Source organism: Hymenobacter sp. UYP22 (assembly GCF_040547285.1).
Classification (GTDB): domain Bacteria; phylum Bacteroidota; class Bacteroidia; order Cytophagales; family Hymenobacteraceae; genus Hymenobacter.
Genome location: NZ_JBEPPK010000004.1, coordinates 243,693 through 262,064 on the forward strand (window position 1 = coordinate 243,693; position 18,372 = coordinate 262,064).

General features: G+C 57.4%; 16 protein-coding genes. 10 read left to right on the top strand and 6 right to left on the bottom strand.

The annotated features are described in order from the left end of the window. Window positions 1–89: 89 nt before the first annotated feature. On the top strand, window positions 90–2,729 hold the full coding sequence (locus ABIB60_RS09570; RefSeq protein WP_354579461.1) for a M14 family zinc carboxypeptidase: 2,640 nt from the start codon (window positions 90–92) through the stop codon (window positions 2,727–2,729). A gap of 282 nt (window positions 2,730–3,011) precedes the next feature. On the opposite strand, the gene ABIB60_RS09575 is transcribed toward ABIB60_RS09570, so the two are convergent. The 5 genes from ABIB60_RS09575 to ABIB60_RS09595 all read right to left on the bottom strand — a co-directional run bounded on the left by ABIB60_RS09575 (window position 3,012) and on the right by ABIB60_RS09595 (window position 7,659). After that, a complete protein-coding gene (locus ABIB60_RS09575; RefSeq protein ID WP_354579463.1) occupies window positions 3,012–3,359 on the bottom strand; it encodes a hypothetical protein in 348 nt (115 codons plus the stop codon). 108 nt (window positions 3,360–3,467) lie between these two features. Further along, window positions 3,468–3,920 (bottom strand): hypothetical protein, encoded by a 453-nt coding sequence (locus ABIB60_RS09580; protein WP_354579465.1) that lies wholly within the window; start codon window positions 3,918–3,920, stop codon window positions 3,468–3,470. Window positions 3,921–3,933: 13 nt separating this feature from the next. Then, on the bottom strand, window positions 3,934–5,562 hold the full coding sequence (locus ABIB60_RS09585; protein ID WP_354579467.1) for an acyl-CoA carboxylase subunit beta: 1,629 nt from the start codon (window positions 5,560–5,562) through the stop codon (window positions 3,934–3,936). 213 nt (window positions 5,563–5,775) lie between these two features. Further along, window positions 5,776–6,828, bottom strand: coding sequence for an MlaD family protein (locus ABIB60_RS09590; protein WP_354579468.1), 1,053 nt, complete (start codon window positions 6,826–6,828; stop codon window positions 5,776–5,778). A gap of 12 nt (window positions 6,829–6,840) precedes the next feature. Next, window positions 6,841–7,659, bottom strand: coding sequence for an N-acetylmuramoyl-L-alanine amidase family protein (locus ABIB60_RS09595; RefSeq protein WP_502915115.1), 819 nt, complete (start codon window positions 7,657–7,659; stop codon window positions 6,841–6,843). 99 nt (window positions 7,660–7,758) lie between these two features. Between ABIB60_RS09595 and ABIB60_RS09600 the strand changes: the two genes are divergently transcribed. From ABIB60_RS09600 to rplS, 9 genes are all read left to right on the top strand, one after another. Further along, the gene (locus ABIB60_RS09600) at window positions 7,759–10,617 is read left to right on the top strand and encodes a putative LPS assembly protein LptD (RefSeq protein ID WP_354579469.1); all 2,859 of its coding nucleotides are present in this window, start codon (window positions 7,759–7,761) and stop codon (window positions 10,615–10,617) included. Between the two features lie 151 nt (window positions 10,618–10,768). Then, window positions 10,769–11,584 (top strand): 3-methyl-2-oxobutanoate hydroxymethyltransferase, encoded by an 816-nt coding sequence (gene panB, locus ABIB60_RS09605; protein WP_315999405.1) that lies wholly within the window; start codon window positions 10,769–10,771, stop codon window positions 11,582–11,584. A gap of 114 nt (window positions 11,585–11,698) precedes the next feature. Beyond that, a complete protein-coding gene (gene creD, locus ABIB60_RS09610) occupies window positions 11,699–13,171 on the top strand; it encodes a cell envelope integrity protein CreD (protein WP_354579471.1) in 1,473 nt (490 codons plus the stop codon). 12 nt (window positions 13,172–13,183) lie between these two features. Then, window positions 13,184–13,891, top strand: coding sequence for an RluA family pseudouridine synthase (locus tag ABIB60_RS09615; RefSeq protein ID WP_315999403.1), 708 nt, complete (start codon window positions 13,184–13,186; stop codon window positions 13,889–13,891). Window positions 13,892–14,251: 360 nt separating this feature from the next. Further along, complete coding sequence (locus ABIB60_RS09620) at window positions 14,252–15,007, top strand: acyl-CoA desaturase (RefSeq protein WP_315999402.1); 756 nt, start codon at window positions 14,252–14,254, stop codon at window positions 15,005–15,007. A 201-nt stretch (window positions 15,008–15,208) separates the two neighbouring features. After that, window positions 15,209–15,754, top strand: a complete 546-nt coding sequence (locus ABIB60_RS09625; RefSeq protein WP_354579473.1) for a 30S ribosomal protein S16 — start codon at window positions 15,209–15,211, stop codon at window positions 15,752–15,754. A 118-nt stretch (window positions 15,755–15,872) separates the two neighbouring features. After that, a complete protein-coding gene (rimM, locus tag ABIB60_RS09630; protein ID WP_354579475.1) occupies window positions 15,873–16,454 on the top strand; it encodes a ribosome maturation factor RimM in 582 nt (193 codons plus the stop codon). Between the two features lie 15 nt (window positions 16,455–16,469). Continuing rightward, window positions 16,470–17,147: a tRNA (guanosine(37)-N1)-methyltransferase TrmD gene (gene trmD, locus ABIB60_RS09635; protein ID WP_354579476.1), complete on the top strand. Its 678-nt coding sequence runs from the start codon at window positions 16,470–16,472 to the stop codon at window positions 17,145–17,147. A 181-nt stretch (window positions 17,148–17,328) separates the two neighbouring features. Then, the gene (rplS, locus tag ABIB60_RS09640; protein ID WP_315999398.1) at window positions 17,329–17,700 is read left to right on the top strand and encodes a 50S ribosomal protein L19; all 372 of its coding nucleotides are present in this window, start codon (window positions 17,329–17,331) and stop codon (window positions 17,698–17,700) included. A 173-nt stretch (window positions 17,701–17,873) separates the two neighbouring features. Here rplS and ABIB60_RS09645 read toward each other — a convergent pair whose 3' ends face one another. After that, window positions 17,874–18,242, bottom strand: a complete 369-nt coding sequence (locus ABIB60_RS09645) for a hypothetical protein (protein ID WP_354579478.1) — start codon at window positions 18,240–18,242, stop codon at window positions 17,874–17,876. Between the last annotated feature and the right edge of the window lie 130 nt (window positions 18,243–18,372).

Genomic DNA, 18,372 nt, shown 5'->3' on the forward strand with positions numbered 1-18,372 from the left:
CCCGGCTTTTTTGTGCGCAGCCTGCAGCTATTTCATGCCACCACCCATACCCAACTACCTGTCCTCCAATTGACTATTTTCTTTTCCGCATGTTAAAAGCTTTATCGAGCACCGTCGTGTTGGCACTGGCCTTGGCGGCCCCGGCGGCGGCCCAGAACACCTACTTCTTTCCGGGGGCTTCGGCCGCCAGCTTCGACCCGGCCGTGCCCACGCCCGAGCAGTTCCTGGGCTACCCCATCGGCTCGCACTACACCCGCACCGACCAGATTGTGGCCTACTTGCGGGAGCTGGACCGGGTGTCGGACAAGGTGAGCCTGCGCGTTATCGGGACGACGTTTGAGCAGCGCCCCCAGGTAGTGGCCACCATCACGGCCCCCGAGCATCAGCAGAACCTGGCCGGCCTGCAGCAGGCCCGCCGGGCTTTGGTGGACCCTAAGCTGGCCGCGCCCGACTATCGCAAGCTGCCGGTGGTAGTGAGCCTCAACTTTGGGGTGCACGGTAACGAAAGCAGTTCCTCGGAAGCCGCCCTGCTGCTGGCCTATTACCTCACAGCCTCCACCGCCCCCGAAACCAAGCAGTGGCTGGAGCAGGCTGTTATTACCATTGACCCGCTGGAAAACCCCGACGGCCGAGACCGAGCCTCGCACTGGTTCGACCAGAACAAATCCTGGCCCAACCCCACCGACCCGCTGGACCGGGAACATACCGAGGCCTGGCCGGGCGGGCGCACCAACCACTTCTACACCGACCTGAACCGGGACTGGCTGGCCCTGACCCAGCCCGAAAGCCGGGCCCGCATGGCGTTCTTCCACGAGTGGTACCCCAACGTGATGATAGACTTTCACGAAATGGGCACCAACGGCACCTACTACTTCGAGCCCTCCAAGCCGTTCAGCACCGAAAACGACCTGATACCCCGGGCTACCTACGAGGTACTGAACGTGCACCTAGCCAAGTACTTCGCCAAGTCCCTGGATAACCTGGGCTCGTTGTACTGGACCAAGGAGCAATTCGACAACCTTTCGCCCATTTACGGCTCTACCTACCCCGATTTTCAGGGCGGCGTGGGCATTACGTTTGAAGTGGGCAGCTCCCGGGGACTGGCTCAGGAGGGCAGTAACGGCGTGGTGACGTTTCCGTTCACCATTCGCAACCACGTGGCCACCGGCCTGGCCACGGTGCGCGGGGCCGTGGAAGAGAAAGACCTGTACCTGCGCCACCAACGCGACTTTTTCACCTCCGCCCTCACCGATGCCCGCAAGTTCCCGACCAAGGCCTACGTGTTCGGTAGCGCCCAAGACGAGACGCTGACCAACCGTTTTCTGACCTTACTGCTGCAGCACAAAATAGAAGTGCACGCGCTGGGCAAAAACGTCACGCTGGATAAGCAGGAATTCCGGGCGGGCAAGGCCTACGTGGTGCCCGCCAGTCAGCCCCAGTACCGGGTAGTGCATTCCCTGTTCGAGGAGCTGACCACCTTCCACGACAGTGTATTTTATGACGTAACGGGCTGGAGCCAGGCCCACGCCTACGGCCTCCCCTTCTCCAAGCAGAAAAACACCGCCCTGGTGCAGGGTGCCCCCGTATCGGCCCCGCTGGCCCTGGCCGGCACCGTGCGCGGCGGGCAGAGCAGCTACGCCTACCTGCTCCCGTGGTCAGAGTACAACGCTCCGCGCGCTCTGGTAGCCTTGCAGCGGGCTGGCATTACGGCCAAAGTCAGCTTCAAGCCTTTCCGGGCCGGTACCGCCGAGCAGCCCACCGACTTCGGCTATGGCACCTTGGTTATTCCAGTAGCCGCCCAGAAACTGTCCGCCGACTCGGTATTTCAGGTGGTGAGTCGGGTGAGCCGGCAGCAGCAGGTGACGTTTACGGGCGTGAGCACAGGCTTCAGCCTGGGCGGCATCGACCTGGGCTCGAACAACGTGCGGACGCTGCCCGAAACCAAAGCCGCCTTGCTAGTCGGTCCCGGCCTGAACGCCTCCGAAGTGGGCGAAGCCTGGTTCGTGGCCAGCCAGCAGCTAGGCCTGCCCCTAACGCGCCTGGAGCTGAGCAATTTTGGCCGAGCACCGCTGGGCCGCTACAACAGCCTGGTATTGGTAGGCGGCTCCTACGCATCCCTCGACAAAGCCGCCGTGGACAAGCTGCGCCGCTGGGTGCAGGATGGCGGCACGCTCATTACCCTGAAAAACGCCTCAGAATGGGCCATCAAGCAGGGTATCGTGAAGGAAAAGCTGCTGATTCCGGCCAACGGCGGCTGGGCCGATACCACCGCCACGGCGGCCAAAGGCAAGAGCCCAGCAGCCCAACGCCTCGACTTCGTGACCCAGGAGCAGGAAGGCACCCGCGCCATTGCCGGCTCCATCTACCGCGCCGATGTGGACGTGACCAACCCCATCGGCTTTGGCCTGCCCAGCCGGCAGCTGTACGTGTTCCGCAATGGCACCACGTTTCTGCGCCCCAGCCGCAACCCCTACGCCACGGTGGTGCAGTACACGCCCACTCCGCTGGTAAGCGGCTACGTGTCTCAGAACAACCTGCGGCAGATTCGCAACTCGGCGGCCGTGGTAGTGAGCAAGGCCGGCGCGGGCCGGGTAATCCTGTTCGCCGACGACCCCAACTTCCGCCACTACTGGCACGGCACCTCCCGCCTGTTCACCAATGCCCTGCTGCTAGGCCCCCTGCTCAACCTCCCCGAAGGCCCCGCCGCCATTTCGGCCGAGGAAGAGTAGCACCAGGGTATTACTGACGAATAAGGTTTAGCTTTAAAGAACAACGGCCCGCAGTACCAATCGGTACTGCGGGCCGTTATGTTTCTATGCAGGCTGAAAAAGGTTAGGCGGCAGTCTGAGCAACGGGTGTCAGAGAATCCGGCGATACTTCTACCACCTTCCCTTCGCGCACAACCACTACAGGAGTTCGTTTGTAGCGTTTGAAAGCCAGCATGTTTTCATAGGCTGCATCCAGTGCCTCCTGTAACTGCTGGTGCGCGTGCTCGATTTGCTCCCGCTCAGTCATTGATAGGTCTCGATTAGCTGTTCTCTGAAAACCTGAAACACTTCTGTTCCATCTTCTGCGCAGATGCTATACGGTCGACTCAAATCAATTACCACCACTTCTCGCCCACTTTGAATAGATGATTCAACCATCTGGCACGCAATAAATCCTTGCACTGGATAGCTGCTGTGCTTGTCCAAGTCCTCTTTTGTTACGACAGGTACTTTCTCAATTATCGACCATTGCTTACCGTCAATATCGTTAAACAACCCTCTAACCCAACCGGGTTGAAAGTCATCTACAAACTGATCGATGGTTACGAGTAGCTCTACCAATTGATTTGCTGATTCTTTCGTTCTATCCATCTACTTCTTCGGGCTGAAATGGCGATAGGCCCCGAGCGAGTCCGTCGGCATTGACGAACTCGCGGTAGTCAAACAGCGCGGGCAGTAAGGGCAGGTGGAGCGTCTCAGTTAGACATCATAGCCAGCCCGCCAACTCGCCGAAGGTGGTGCAAGAAGAATATTCCAACGCACTTCCATTTCAGCTCTATCCATTCGCTGCATCTGCTTATCTAAACCAAGAAATTCAGCCTGAGCTATCATAAAATTGTTGTCATCAATTATCAACTGATGCTCAAGTTGCTGTTGCAGTTCTTCTCCTCGTTCGCGGTTCTCAGGTAAAAATGGATGATGCTCAATACCAATTTGCCCAGCTTGAAAGGCCGCGTCGTAGATACGCCACAAAGCCCATTGCTCTTTGTTCTGTTCGAAGGCTGCTTCTGATATCGGACTCAGCTTAAACCAATCGGTTCCGTCAGTGAAAATATCTACGCACTGACTCTCGAAGTAGCAGGGCTGCCCGTTATATGTAGCTACCCCGCCTCTTACCCCGTCGTACCAGTCGAAGGAATAGACCTTATCCATTGTTGAATCGACATCACACCTGAATCACCCCCACATTGTACTGCTTCTCGATGGGCGCGTGGTTGGCCATACTGATGCCCTGGGAAATGAGGTTGCGGGTTTCCAGCGGGTCGATGATGGCGTCGACCCAGAGGCGGGCGGCGGCGTAGTAGGGCGAGAGTTGCTCGTCGTAGCGGGCTTTGATCTTGTCGAACATTTCCTTTTTGGCCTCCTCGGTGAGCTTGTCGCCCTTGGCTTCGGCAGCGGCTACCTGGATTTGCAGCAGCGTGTTGGCCGCAGCGGCCCCGCTCATCACCGCCAGCTGGGCGGTAGGCCAAGCCACGATGAGGCGGGGGTCGTAGGCTTTACCGCACATGGCGTAGTTACCGGCCCCGTAGCTGTTGCCCACGATAACCGAGAACTTGGGCACCACGGAGTTGGCCATGGCATTCACCATCTTCGCCCCGTCCTTGATGATGCCGCCATGCTCACTTTGGCTGCCCACCATAAAGCCCGACACGTCGTGCAGAAACACCAGCGGAATCTTCTTCTGGTTGCAGTTCATGATGAAGCGCGCCGCTTTATCGGCTGAGTCTGAGTAGATGACGCCGCCCATCTGCATAGCCCCCTTCTTGGTCTTCACGATTTTGCGCTGGTTGGCCACAATGCCTACCGCCCAGCCGTCAATGCGGGCCAACCCACAAATCAGGCTCTGCCCGTAGAGGTCCTTATAGGGCTCAAATTCCGAGTTATCCACCAGCCGGTTGATGATGTCCATCATGTCGTAAGGCTTGGCGCGGTCGGCGGGTAGCAGGCCGTAAATTTCCTGCTCATTTTGGGCCGGGGCCTGGGGGGCTTTGCGCGAAAAGCCCGCCGTGGCCTGCCCGCCCATCTTGTCGAAGATGTTGCGGATGTGGTCCAGGCACTCCTCGTCGCTCTGGAACTTGTAGTCCGTTACCCCCGAAATTTCGGAGTGCGTGGTAGCCCCACCCAGCGTTTCGTTGTCGATACTTTCCCCAATGGCCGACTTCACCAAATAAGAGCCCGCCAGGAACACCGAGCCAGTACCATCCACAATCATAGCCTCGTCGGACATAATCGGCAGGTAGGCTCCACCGGCCACGCAGGGGCCCATGATGGCGGCCAGCTGCACGATGCCCATGCTGCTCATCACGGCATTGTTGCGGAAGATGCGGCCGAAGTGTTCCTTATCGGGGAAGATTTCGTCCTGCATGGGCAGATACACCCCGGCCGAGTCCACCAAGTAAATAATAGGCAGCTTGTTTTCTATGCTGATTTCCTGGGCCCGCAGGTTTTTCTTAGCCGTAATCGGGAACCAGGCCCCGGCCTTCACCGTGGCGTCGTTGGCGACTACCACGCACTGCCGGCCCTGCACCCAGCCAATTATCACCACCACGCCGCCGCTGGGGCAACCGCCCTCCTGCTGGTACATCCCCTCCCCCGCAAACGCGCCAATTTCCACGGTCTGCGAGTCTTTATCCAGCAAATAGTCAATCCGCTCCCGGGCCGTGAGCTTGCCTTTGGCCTTGTGAGCCGCAATGCGCTTTTCGCCGCCGCCAAGGGCCACTTTCTCCAGCCGCTTTTTCAGCTGAAAGTTGAGTTGCTTAACGCTGTCTTCGTTTTTGTTGAATTCGAGATTCATGGGGGTGGGAATGGGTGGGAGAGGTGGTGAAATTGTGAAGTGGTGAAATGGTGAGTTTAATGTGCTGACAATCCGTACCGGGCTATTTGTGCCGAATAGGCCATCAGCACATCAAACTCACCACTTCACAATTTCACCTTTGGGTAGAAGCAAAAAATCCACCCCTCGCGGGGCGGATTCAAAGGTAAGAGGAATGCCGTTTGGGAAAGGCTCCTACTTGATGGTCGTTTTCACTTCAGTTTCGGTGGTGGTGCCGTTGGGTTTTACGGTAGTGGTTTCTACTTCCTTCTTTGCCTTGCCGCCGCCAAATACCGAGAAGTGCACGTAGTTCTTGGGGTTAGCCTTCAAATCCTGCAGCAGAGCGTTAGAGCTAGCGGCCGTAGCGTTGAGGTTATTGTAGAGCGTAGAGTCGCTGATGAGCTTGCCCAAAGAGCCTTTCTGGTCCGATAAAGAGCGGTTAAGGGTGGTCATGGTGCCCTGGGCCTCCGTCATGGTGGCGTTAAGCTTGCGCATGGCCGGGCCCACCGGAGCACTCTTCAGCGAGTCGCTGAGGGTGGAGAAGTTGGCGGCAATCCGGTCAAACTTGGCGCTGGTTTTATTGAGGTCGGCCGTGAGACGGGCCATGTTAGTAGTAATCTGGTTGATGTTGCGCTGGTTCATCAACAGCAGATTTTTCAGAGCCTCGGTGCTGCCCTGAGCGTTGAGCAAGGTAGCCTGCAGGCTTACTTTGGCATCTTTGTTCAGGAAGCCATTCACCTTGATTAGCGTGGAGTCCACGGTACCAAGCACGGGCAGGGCTTTGGCCTGGAAGGCGTCGGTGATGCTGGCCACAGTGTAGGATTTCAGAATTTCGCCCCCGTCAAACACTTTGGAGTTTTTGCCCAGAAACAGCGTGATGGTTTTTGAGCCCAGCAGAGAGCCGCTCAGCGAGGCCACGGTGGAGTCGCCCACTACCACGCCCTTCTGGAGCTCTACGGCCACTTTCACGCGGTTGCCTTCCTCGGGCACCAGCACCATCTCCTTTACTTGCCCCACCTTGATGCCGTTCAGGATAACCGGGTTGCCCACGTTCAGGCCGTCCACGTTGTCATACTTGGCGTAGTAGGTGCGGTCCGAAGACAGGATATTACTTCCCTTCAGGAAGTTAAAGCCCACAACGAGCAGGGCAATGGCCACAATACCCAACAGGGCTACTTTAATTTCTTTCGACACGGTGGTCAGCGGTTGGTTGGAGGGAGAGTCAGAAAGCCGGCGGCCGGGTTGCATAGCCCGGCAGGGTTACTCGCCCGAGGCGGCTTCCAGCTCATTCTTATAGTCGCGGAAGGCCCGGTAAATACCCGAGGCCATATACGTCTGATTAGCCTTATCGTTCAGATACTCTTCTTCCTGCCGGTTAGTAAGGAACCCCGACTCAATAAGTACCGCCGGCATAGTAGATTTCCAGAGCACCAGAAAGCCCGCCTGCTTCACGCCCCGGGAGGGTCGGCCCACCGTGGTGCGAAACTGCCGGTCTACCTGCTGAGCAAACCGGATGCTGTTGACCATGTGGGCGCTTTGAAACAGGGAAAACAGAATATGGCTCTGGGGCGAAGTAGGGTCGAAGCCGTTGTAACGCTCCTTATAATTGTCTTCCTGCAGAATTACTGAGTTTTCGCGCTTGGCTACACTCAGGTTCGCATCCGTCTTGTGCGGCCCCATGGTCCAAACTTCCGTGCCGTTGGCGGCGGCGGCGGAGGCGTTGCAGTGGACGGAAATAAATAAGTCGGCGCTATTTTTGTTGGCAATACCGGCCCGGTCGGCTAGCTCCACGAACACGTCGGTTTTGCGGGTGTACACCACCTTCACCTCCGGCATATTCTCCTCTATCTGCCGGCCCAGGGCCAAGATAATTTTTAGTGCTACATCCGCTTCGCGGGCTTTCACGCCGGCGCAGCCCCTATCCTTGCCGCCATGCCCCGCATCCAGCACTACTGTTCGCAGCCGATACCGCACGGGGGCCCGCTCCGCCCCGGCCGTTGGCGCGGCCGGAAGCTGGGGAGAAGTAAAGCCGGCGAGGACTAAAAGGGCCGCCGCACCCAGAGCGACAATATTCCGCACGGTGTTCGTTAGTTGGGGCAGCGACCCGCTACCTTTGCAAACCGCCACAAAATAAACGATAAAAACTACGTGGCCTCATCCGCGCCTGTGTTCCCTCCTATGTTGCGTGCGTTCTGGCTGCTACGGCGGCTACCCAGCCTGCTCACGCTCCTGCTGAGCCTGGGGTTCCTGCTGCCCCTGCACGCCCAGCAACGCCCCCGCACCACCAACGTGCCCACCGATGTGCGCAACACGCCCCCCCAGATTCTGAACCCGCCGCCAGCAGGTCCGGTGCGTGACACGACCGGGCTGGTTACGGGCACCCCCGACTCCTTGCGGGTAGCGGCCGGCGGGCGTAAGGGAGCCGTGGAAACCACTGTTAAGTACAAGGCCCAGGATTCCATCCGGTTTGAGGTACAGAACAAGCGCGCCATCCTCTACGACAAGGCCGATGTGGACTACGGCGACATGAATCTGAAGGCGGCCCTGATTACGGTTGACTACAGCAAGAACGTGGTAACGGCGGAGGGCGCGGCCGACTCCCTGGGCCGGGTCCAGGACAAGCCCGTATTTGTGCAGGGTGGGGCCACCTACCAGGCCGGCCGCATCGACTACAATATCAAAAGCAAGCGAGGCCGCATTACCGATGTGGTCACCCAACAGGGGGAAGGATACATCCACGCCGAAACCATCAAGAAAAACGACCGGAACGAGCTGTTTGGGGTACACGGGCGCTACACCACCTGCAACCTGGAGCACCCGCACTTCTACATCAACGCCTCCAAAATGAAGGTGATACCCGGTGAAAACGTGGTAACCGGCCCCTTCAACCTAGTTATTGGGGATATACCCACGCCACTGGGCTTTTTGTTCGGGTACTTTCCCACTCCCAAAAACAAAAGCCGCGCCTCGGGCCTTATTATTCCCACATTCGGGCAGGCCGCCGACCGAGGTTTTTTCCTGCGCAACGGGGGCTACTACTGGGCCGCCAACGAGCATATTGGCGTGCGCCTCACTGGCGACATCTACAGCGGCAATGCCGACCGGTTTGGGGGCTGGCGGGGTACGGCCGAAATGCAGTACATCACCCGCTACCGCTACCAGGGCCTGTTCACGTTCAACTACAGCTGGCAGCCCACTGAGCGGCTGCTGGGCACCACCGATGCCAATACCAACCCCACCTACAACGTACCCCGCTCCCAGCAGACGTTTGCCCTGATGTGGACGCACACGCCGGTACCGCGCCCCAACGGCGGGCGGTTTTCGGCCAACGTGAACGTGAGCAGCAGCAACGGCGCTTACTACCGCCAAAACTCCTACAACCCGCGCAACTACCTCACCTCGGCGTTTCAGTCCACGGTTTCCTACTCCAAGCAGCTGCGCTACGCCCCCATCAACTATAGCATTAATCTGGCCCAGAGCCAGAACACGCAAACCGGCACCATGGATTTCACCCTGCCCGATATATCGGCGCAGCTGGCCCGGCAGTACGTGTATGACATCCTGAAAATCCGGCCCCGCAAGGCGTACGAGCAGCTGGCTTTTTCCTACGACCTGACTTTCCAGAACCGTCTCTCCAACAATATTGCGGCCCGGCAAATCAATGGCGGCGCTATTCCGTTGCTGGGTGGCTCCTCGGCGGCCTTCGTGATGCCCGTAAAGCTGGGTAACCTGGATAAGCTGCTGCGCAACTCCCAAACGGGCATGCGCCACAACTTTGGCATCACGCTGGGCAGCTACAATTTCGCCCACCTCAATTTCAGCCCCGGCGTTACCTACAACGAAATCTGGTATTTCAAAAAGCTGGACTACTCCTACAACGAAACGGCCCGGGCCATTCAAGTGGATACCGTGGCGGGCTTCAACCGTCTCTCCAGCTACAACGCCAGCCTGAGTATGAGCACCAACCTCTACGGTACCTTTGTCCGGAAAGGCACGCACAAAATTCAGGCGCTGCGCCACAAAATCACCCCCAGCCTCACCTACAACTACACGCCTACCAGCTCGGCCCGTAACTCAGGACTGGAGCGTGTTGCCACACCCGGGCTGCGTGACCCCTCTACCGGCCGTTTGTACTCGGAAGGTGACACCTATATTCAAAATGGCAACGGCTTCCTGCTGCCCCAGTACAACGGGTTTGCGTACGGCTATCCTACTTCCACCGAAGTCAGCCAACTTAGCTTTGCCCTCCAGAACGCCGTGGAAATGAAGGTGCGCAATTCCAACGACACCACCGGCAACACGCCCTTTACCAAAGTAAGCCTGATTGACGGCCTGGATTTTAGCACCGGCTACAACTTCGCCGCCGACCGTCTGAAGCTGGCTCCGCTCAGCTCCACTTTCCGCACCCAGGTAGCCCGCAAGCTGAATGTGACCCTGAACGCCAACTTCGAGTTCTATCAGCGCGACTCCACCGGCACATTGAAAGACAAATTTCTGTGGCAGAACACCAAAAGAATTAAGCTGGCCCGCCTAGCCACAGCCAACGCCTCCCTCTCCTACCAGTTCAACCCCAGCCAGGGCAACAAGAAGTCTACAATCAGCCGCGACGCAGCCCCGGTAAACGACCCGCAGCTTGGCTCACCTCGTGAGCTGAACCCCTACGAGGATTACGTGGATTTCAGTATTCCCTGGGAGCTAAATACCAGCTTTACGGCCTCCTACGCCAACCAAGGCCCTCTGCCGGCGTTAGTTTCCCGGCCCCGCAAAGCGCCCTACACGGCCGCTACGCTTAACCTGAACGGCTCCGTAAAGCTTACCGAAACCCTGCGCTTCGGCTTCAGCACCAACTATGACTTCATCAACCGCACGCCCGCCTTCACCAACCTAGACGTAACCAAGGATCTGCACTGCTGGCAGATTACGGGCAACTGGCGGCCCTTCGGCCCCACCCGGGGCTACTTCGTGACGGTGGCGGCCAAGTCGGCGCTGCTTCAGAGCCTCAAGCTCAGCCGCAACCGCACCTTCCTGAATTATTAGGGACTTAGGGTGTAAGCTTTAGCAGCAGTAGGGTTGCCTTGCGGAGTTCTTTTCTGAAAAATTCCGCAGCTTTGGCCTCACGTTTGGGACGTTGGATAGCCAGCTGGAATCTAAGTCCCTAAGTTCCCAAGCCCCTAAGTCCCTAGAAACTATGTCCCAACACAAAGAAGTCAAGCTCGTGACCACGCACCAGTTGCTGGCCATGAAGCAGCGCGGCGAAAAAATATCCATGCTCACCGCCTACGACTTCTCGATGGCGCAAATTCTGGATGGGGCCGGCGTGGATGTGCTGCTCGTGGGCGACTCGGCCTCCAACGTCATGGCCGGCCACGAAACCACCCTACCCATCACCCTCGACCAGATGATTTACCACGCCCAAAGCGTGGTACGGGCCGTAAAGCGGGCCTTTGTGGTGGTGGATATGCCCTTCGGCTCCTACCAGGGCAACTCTTCGGAGGCCCTGCGCTCAGCCATTCGTATCATGAAGGAATCGGGCGGGCACGGCATCAAGCTGGAAGGCGGGGCCGAAATCAAGGACAGCATCACCCGGATTCTGACGGCTGGCATTCCAGTAATGGGCCACTTGGGACTTACGCCCCAAAGCATCTACAAATTTGGCACCTACACCGTACGAGCCAAGGAAGAAGCGGAGGCCCAAAAGCTGATTGAAGATGCTCTGCTGCTGCAGGAAATTGGCTGCTTTGCCCTGGTGCTCGAGAAAATTCCGTCGAGTCTGGCCAAGCAAGTAGCCGAAAAGCTGACTATTCCGGTTATTGGTATCGGCGCGGGCCCCGATGTGGATGGGCAGGTACTGGTGGTGCACGATATGCTGGGAATTACCAAGGAGTTCAAGCCCCGCTTCCTGCGCCGCTACGCCGAGCTGGGCGGCCTGATGCACGACGCCGTGCAGCGCTACATTCAGGATGTAAAAGCCCGCGAGTTTCCTACTTCGGAGGAAGCCTACTAGGCTACGGTTACGCAGCAAACCCGCTGCTACGTCTAGGTTGTTGCGTCCGCTTGCTGCCTCCGGCAAGCGGCCCCCAGTCATTAAGAATTACGGCCCCGAAACCCGACGTCTTTCATGTCTCCGCCCTCTACCTTCGAACGCATTAATGCGTGGATCCGGCATTCAATTACCATCAAGCTGCTATCCATTGGCATTTTGATGCTGTTGCTGCTGATTCCGGCTTCGATGGTAGAAAACCTGGTGCAGGAGCGGGCCAGCACCCGCGACGTGGCCACGGCAGAGGTAAGCGCCAAATGGGGCGGGCCCCAGCAATTTACCGGCCCCGTACTGGTAGTGCCCTACCGCCGCCTGGAGCGCGACGCCAAGAATCAGTTGCTGGAAACTACCAGTTACGCCTGCTTCCTGCCCGATACTCTGTCCATTGATGGCTCACTAGCTCCCGAACGTCGCCAGCGAGGCATTTACGATGTGGTAGTATACAGTTCTCAGTTGCGCGTGAAAGGCACTTTCCAGACTGCTTCCCTGGCTGACTGGAACATAAACCCCGCCGACATCCGGTGGCCGGAAGCCTTTGTGGCGGTAGGCTTGTCGGATATGAAAGGGATTCGCAATAGCATTGCCTTGCGCTGGGACGGCCGGCCAATTGCTTTCGAACCCGGTGTCCCCTCCCCCGACGTGATGCCCGTATCCTCGGCTCCGCAGAGTAACTCCCTGACCGCCGAGACGCAGTACACCACCCGGTACGCGGGCACCGCCGAAATTGAGGCGGCAGCTGGCAACAACGGCCCGGTCACGGAAGCCATGAGCTCCCCGGTGCCCCTCCCTGATGCCGCTAGCCTAGCCCGAAAGCACACTTTCGAGTTTACTATTGCTCTCAACGGCAGCTCGGCGCTTTTCTTCGCGCCCTTGGGCCGCGAAACCCGGGTTAAGCTGCAGGCGCCCTGGCCCGACCCCAGCTTCGGGGGGGCTTTTCTGCCGCGCCAGCACAGCGTAACCCCCCAGGGGTTTCAGGCCACATGGCGCGTGCTTCACCTCAACCGTAGCTACCCCCAACGCTGGCGCACCGCCGACTTCCGCCCCGATGTTGACAACTCTGCATTCGGGGCCCGGCTGATTGTTCCGGTGGATGAATACCAAAAAAACATGCGGGCCGCCAAGTATGCGTTGCTGCCTATTTCACTCACGTTCCTTATCTTCTTTTTCGTAGAAGTGCTTAACCGCCAGCGAATCCATCCATTTCAGTACATTCTGGTTGGCTTGGGTCTCGTTATATTCTACGTACTGTTGCTGGCCCTTTCCGAGCACATGCCGTTTAACGCAGCGTATGGTTTGGCCGGGTTGGCTATCATTGGACTTGTTACGGCTTATGCTGCCAGTATATTCCGGCAGCGTCGTCTCACGCTTATCACGGCTGGCGTACTGTTGCTGGTGTATGGCTTTGTGTTTGTGGTGTTGCAACTCCAAGACTATGCCCTGCTCATTGGCAGCCTGGGGCTAGTGCTGGTACTGGCTACCGTGATGTATCTCTCGCGGCGTATCAATTGGTATGATACTAAAGATGCTGCCGCCGAAACTTCAGCTGCTTAATTTTACCCCCTAGTGAATCGACCAAATTTGTGGGCAGAAGGCCGGGAAATCCTGTTTGAGGACAACCACCTGCTCATCATCAACAAACCCGCCGGCCTGCTGGTACAGGGCGACGCCACCGGCGACGAGCCTCTTTCGGCCAAGGCCGAAGAATATCTGCGCTTCAAGTACAAGAAACCCGGCGCGGCCTTCATAGGCGTGGCCCATCGCCTCGATAGGCCCGTGAGCGGCGTAGTGGCGCTGGCCAAAACCAGCAAAGCCCTGAGCCGCCTCAACGAGCTGTTCCGGGATAATAAGGTGCACAAAACCTACTGGGCCCTCACCGGCAAATGTCCGGCCCCCGCGCAGGGCCACCTTACGCACTGGCTGGTGAAAGACCCCATCCGCAACACCACCAAAGCCTACACGGAACGTCATGGCCAGGGCCTGAAAGCTGATCTGGATTATCAGGTGCTGGGCCAGGCCGGTTCGCGCTGGCTGGTGCAGGTAAACCCCATTACCGGCCGGCCCCACCAGATTCGGGTGCAACTCAGTTCCGGCCTGGGTACTCCCATCGTCGGCGACGTGAAGTACGGCTTCCTTGCGCCCCTGCCCGACGTAAGCATTGCGCTGCATGCCCGCCAGCTGGAGTTTCAGCACCCGGTTACCAAGGAGGAAATGTGCTTCAAAGCCCCCCTACCCGATATTGCTCATTGGGAAGCGGCGGAAGCATACTACTAACGGAAGCCAACAGCGGAAGCATAACAACTCGTTGTTTTCAGCCTCTCAACTCCCCTTTCCAACCAAGTCCCGAACGCTGAAACCATACGTTCGGGACTTGGTTGCTTTTTCGGACACGTACATGAGCAGGAATATGCTGCGTTGGCTAGTGGCTGGCAATGACCGTTCCTCATGTTGTTTCTCCTTTGCTGCTGCCGTTACCCTGAATAACATTTTGTCCTTTTAGAAAGGTGAATTGCACTAGGGGGCTGAGGGGCCGTAGTTTTGTGGTGCGGCACTTGAACTTTAGCAGGGGATTTGAGCTTTTGGCCTCAAACGTGCCCGCCGCTCCTGGTTCCGACCTCTAACTTTTCTGCCCCTATGGCAATACTCGTTTTCTTCGTAGCGCACTACTACCTGTCGCTCTTCACGCAGACGTTCTACCTGCACCGGTACGCGGCCCACAAAATGTTCACCATGAACAAGTTCTGGGAGAAATTCTTCTTCCTGTTTACCTACATCTGCCAGGGTTCCTCGTTCCTTTCGCCGCGGGCCTATGCGTTGCTGCACCGCATGCACCATGCCTACTCCGACACGGAGTTGGACCCCCACTCGCCTCACTTTTCCTCTAACGCCTTCAGCATGATGTGGAAAACCAAAGTGATTTACGGGGAAGTGGTAGAAAACCGTTACGAGGAGGCCAAGCGCTTTGAGGGTGACACCCCGGAGTGGAAGACGCTGGAGGCATTCGGTGGTACCGCCTATAGCCGTATTGGCTGGGGCGCACTATACGTGCTGTTCTATGTGCAGTTTGCTACAGCATGGTGGCAGTTTCTGCTGTTGCCCATTCACTTCCTGATGGGGCCCATCCACGGCGCTATTGTGAACTGGGGCGGCCACAAGTACGGCTACCAGAACTTCGACAACCACGACAAATCCAAAAACACGCTGCCCTTCGACTTCCTGGCATTTGGCGAGCTGTTCCAGAATAACCACCACAAGCTGCCCATGCGCGTCAACTTCGGCGTGAAGAAATGGGAGCTGGACCCCACCTACGCATTCATCTGGATGCTGGACAAGGTGGGCGTGGTAAAAGTAAAGCGCAAGTGGCAGGAATCGGTACCGATGGCCGCTTAAGCAAAATATCTTCCGTTGAAGAAACGAACAAAAGGCCCTTCCGGATGCGGAAGGGCCTTTTTATGTGGCTGGTGAGCAGTCCCTCCCCTCACAAGTGAGCGTTGAATCTGGGTAATCCTTTTAATCCGCAAAATCTGTGATTACCTTTGCACCTCATTTTCAACCAGACGCACGGGATGCGTCGCTTAACCAAACCGGTTTATGGCAGTTAAAATCCGCCTCGCCCGTCGTGGCCGCAAGAAGGCCGCAATGTTCGACATCGTTGTTGCTGACTCCCGCTCGCCCCGCGACGGTCGTTTCATCGAAAAAATCGGTACCTACAACCCCCAGACTAACCCCGCTACCATCAACTTCGACGGTGAAAAGGCGTTCGACTGGATTATGAAAGGTGCCCAGCCCACGGATACCGTGCGCGCCATGCTCTCCTACCGCGGTGTGCTGTACCGCAAGCACCTGCAACTGGGTGTTATCAAAGGAGCTATTTCGCAGGACACTGCCGACCAGCGCTTCACCGACTGGAAAGAGCAGAAAGATGCTAAAATCGAAGGCAAGCGCACCAACCTGGGCAACGCCAAGGAGGATGCCCGCAAGCAGCGTCTGGCCGCCGAAACCAAAGTAAACGAAGCCCGTGCTGAAGCGCAGCGCGCCAAGCAGGCCGCCGCTCTGGCTGCTGCTGCTCCGGCCGCCGAAGCTGAAACCACGGAAGCCGAAGCTCCGGCCGAGACTACGGAGGAAGCTGGCGCTTAATTTCAGGTTTAGAAGGTAGAGAGTTTGGAAGTTAAAGAATGGGCAGTTGGTGTGGCTAAACGCATCACTCTCACCATTTTCTAACTTTCAAACTCTCTACCTTTCTAACTTCCCTACCATGACGCTCGACGACTGTTACGAACTGGGTTCCATTGTGAAGCCCCACGGCCTGAAAGGTTTCGTGGTGGCCGCGCTGGACGTAGACGACCTGGAGGCGTATCGGAAGCTGAAAATGGTGCTGCTGGAAATGCCCACGGCCCCAGGCAAGCTTATCGAGTATGCCGTAGAGAAGCTACAGCCCCAGGGCACTGAGCGGGCATTGCTGAAGCTGAAAGGCATTGAGCGCATTGAGGAAGCGGAGCCGTTGCGGAACGCCAAGCTCTGGCGCCCCCTCGCGGAGCTGCCCGCTCTGAAAGACGACCAGTTCTACTTTCATGATGTGGTTGGCTTCACGGTAGTCGATCAGCAGCTCGGTGAGTTAGGTAACGTGGAGACCTTCTACGAACTACCCCAGCAGGACGTGCTATCCATGCGCTACCAGGGTCAGGAAGTGCTGATTCCGGTGGCGGATGAGTTGATTCTGAGCGCCGACCAGGAAGCCAAAAAGCTTTACGTGAATCTGCCGGAGGGCTTGCTGGAGGTGTACCTCACGCCGGCTTCCCGGGAGCGGGACGAGCCCGACGAAGTTGTAGAGCCTTAGGCTGTCTGCCGAATTATGCGCATTGACATCGTTACGTGTCAGCCAGATTTGCTGGTGAGCCCCTTTGCCCATTCCATTGTGAAGCGGGCGCAGGATAAAGGCTTGGCTGAAATTCATCTGCACGACCTTCGGCGCTATGCCATCAACAAGCACGGTCAGATTGACGATTACGTGTTTGGGGGTGGAGCCGGAATGGTGCTGCGCGTGGAGCCCATTGCCGCCTGCTTTGATGAGTTGCTGGCCCAGCGTAGCTACGAGGCCGTCATCTACATGACGCCAGATGGGGAAACGATGCGGCAGCCGCTGGTTAACCGGTTATCGTTAGCCGGCAATCTGCTCATTCTGTGCGGCCACTACAAGGGCGTAGACGAGCGGATTCGGCAGGCGTACATTACCCACGAAATCAGTGTAGGTGACTACGTGCTGAGCGGGGGTGAATTAGGGGCTGCTATTCTGGTAGATGCAGTGGTGCGGCTGTTACCCGGCGTGCTGGGTAACGAGGAATCGGCCCTCAGCGACTCCTTTCAGGATAACCTGCTGGCCCCGCCCGTGTACACTCGTCCGGCCGAATGGCGAGGCCTCTTAGTGCCGGAGATATTACTTTCCGGTAATACGCCCAAAATTGACGTCTGGCGGCATGAGCAGGCCTTGGCCCGCACCCAGCAGCGCCGCCCAGACTTATTACCAGAGTGACGTTGCGAAACTGCGGACGGTGAATTTACTGCCTAGAATCTGTAACTGGCGCAGTAAGAACCACAAACTCACAATTTCACAAACTCACCATTTCACAATTTGAAAATAGAGGGCTATATTTGCGCCTCTTTACCTGAAACCCTTCAGGGCGGCGCGGCCGTCCTTCACAGTTTTTCCAGCCATGAGCGTACTACTCGATTTTATTCAGCAGGAATCCCAGGAGCGCCGCGCCAGCTTCCCCAAGTTTGCAGCCGGTGACACCATTATCGTTCACGTGAAAATTCGCGAGGGCAACAAGGAGCGCGTTCAGCAGTTCCAAGGCGTGGTGATTCAGCGCAAAAACCCAAACTCGAACGGCGAAACCTTTACGGTTCGTAAAATTTCGAACCAAATCGGTACCGAGCGTATTTTCCCGCTCCTGTCGCCCAACATCGACAAGATTGAAGTTATCCGTCGTGGCCAGGTTCGTCGGGCCCGTCTGTTCTACCTGCGTGGCCTGTCGGGCAAAGCAGCTCGTATCAAGGAGAAGCGTCGCGTAGTGGTTGCTGCTTAAGCACACCTCGCACTTACCCACAACGGCCGGCCCCTGCATAAGAGGCCGGCCGTTGGCATTTACTAGGTGGTTGCTCATTCAGTAAGCTGCTAACGAAACTGCCCCGGCTCCTTTGCAGAAACCGGGGCAGTTTAGCTTATGGGCTGGAGAGAACCAACTGAGTTTTTAGCAGCCTATTTAACCTGGTTGGCGGCGGCGGTAAGGGCAGCGCCCAGTTTCTCCACCCGCTCAGCCGTATTGGGGTTTTCGGCAAATACGGCAGCTTTGGTGGTGTTTTCACCCAAGCGGCTCAGCAGTTGAGCTACTTTGTCCTTGTCAATGCTACCACCGTTAAAGTGGGCTTTCAAATCCTGCAGGTCGGTTACCAGCTGGTGTAGCTCCGGATTGTTAACGTCCTTCAGGTCTTCAATCCAGCGCTGAAAGTGGTTATCGAGGCCGGAACGGTCGGCTTCTTCCTGCAAATCGAGGCCCAGGAGCTTGGTTGTACCATCGAGGTGGTTCTGGTGTTGGGTATCGTCTTTTGGTTGCTTGTGGAAAGACATCGGTAGCAAATGTTAGTCCGCCTGGTACGGCGGAGGTTGGTAATAGGCTTCCAAACGCAGGCAACGAGCAAAGGTTGTGACGCATCTTCCCGGCCGAAGGGCTACTTTCGTTGCTGCTACCATCGTTTTT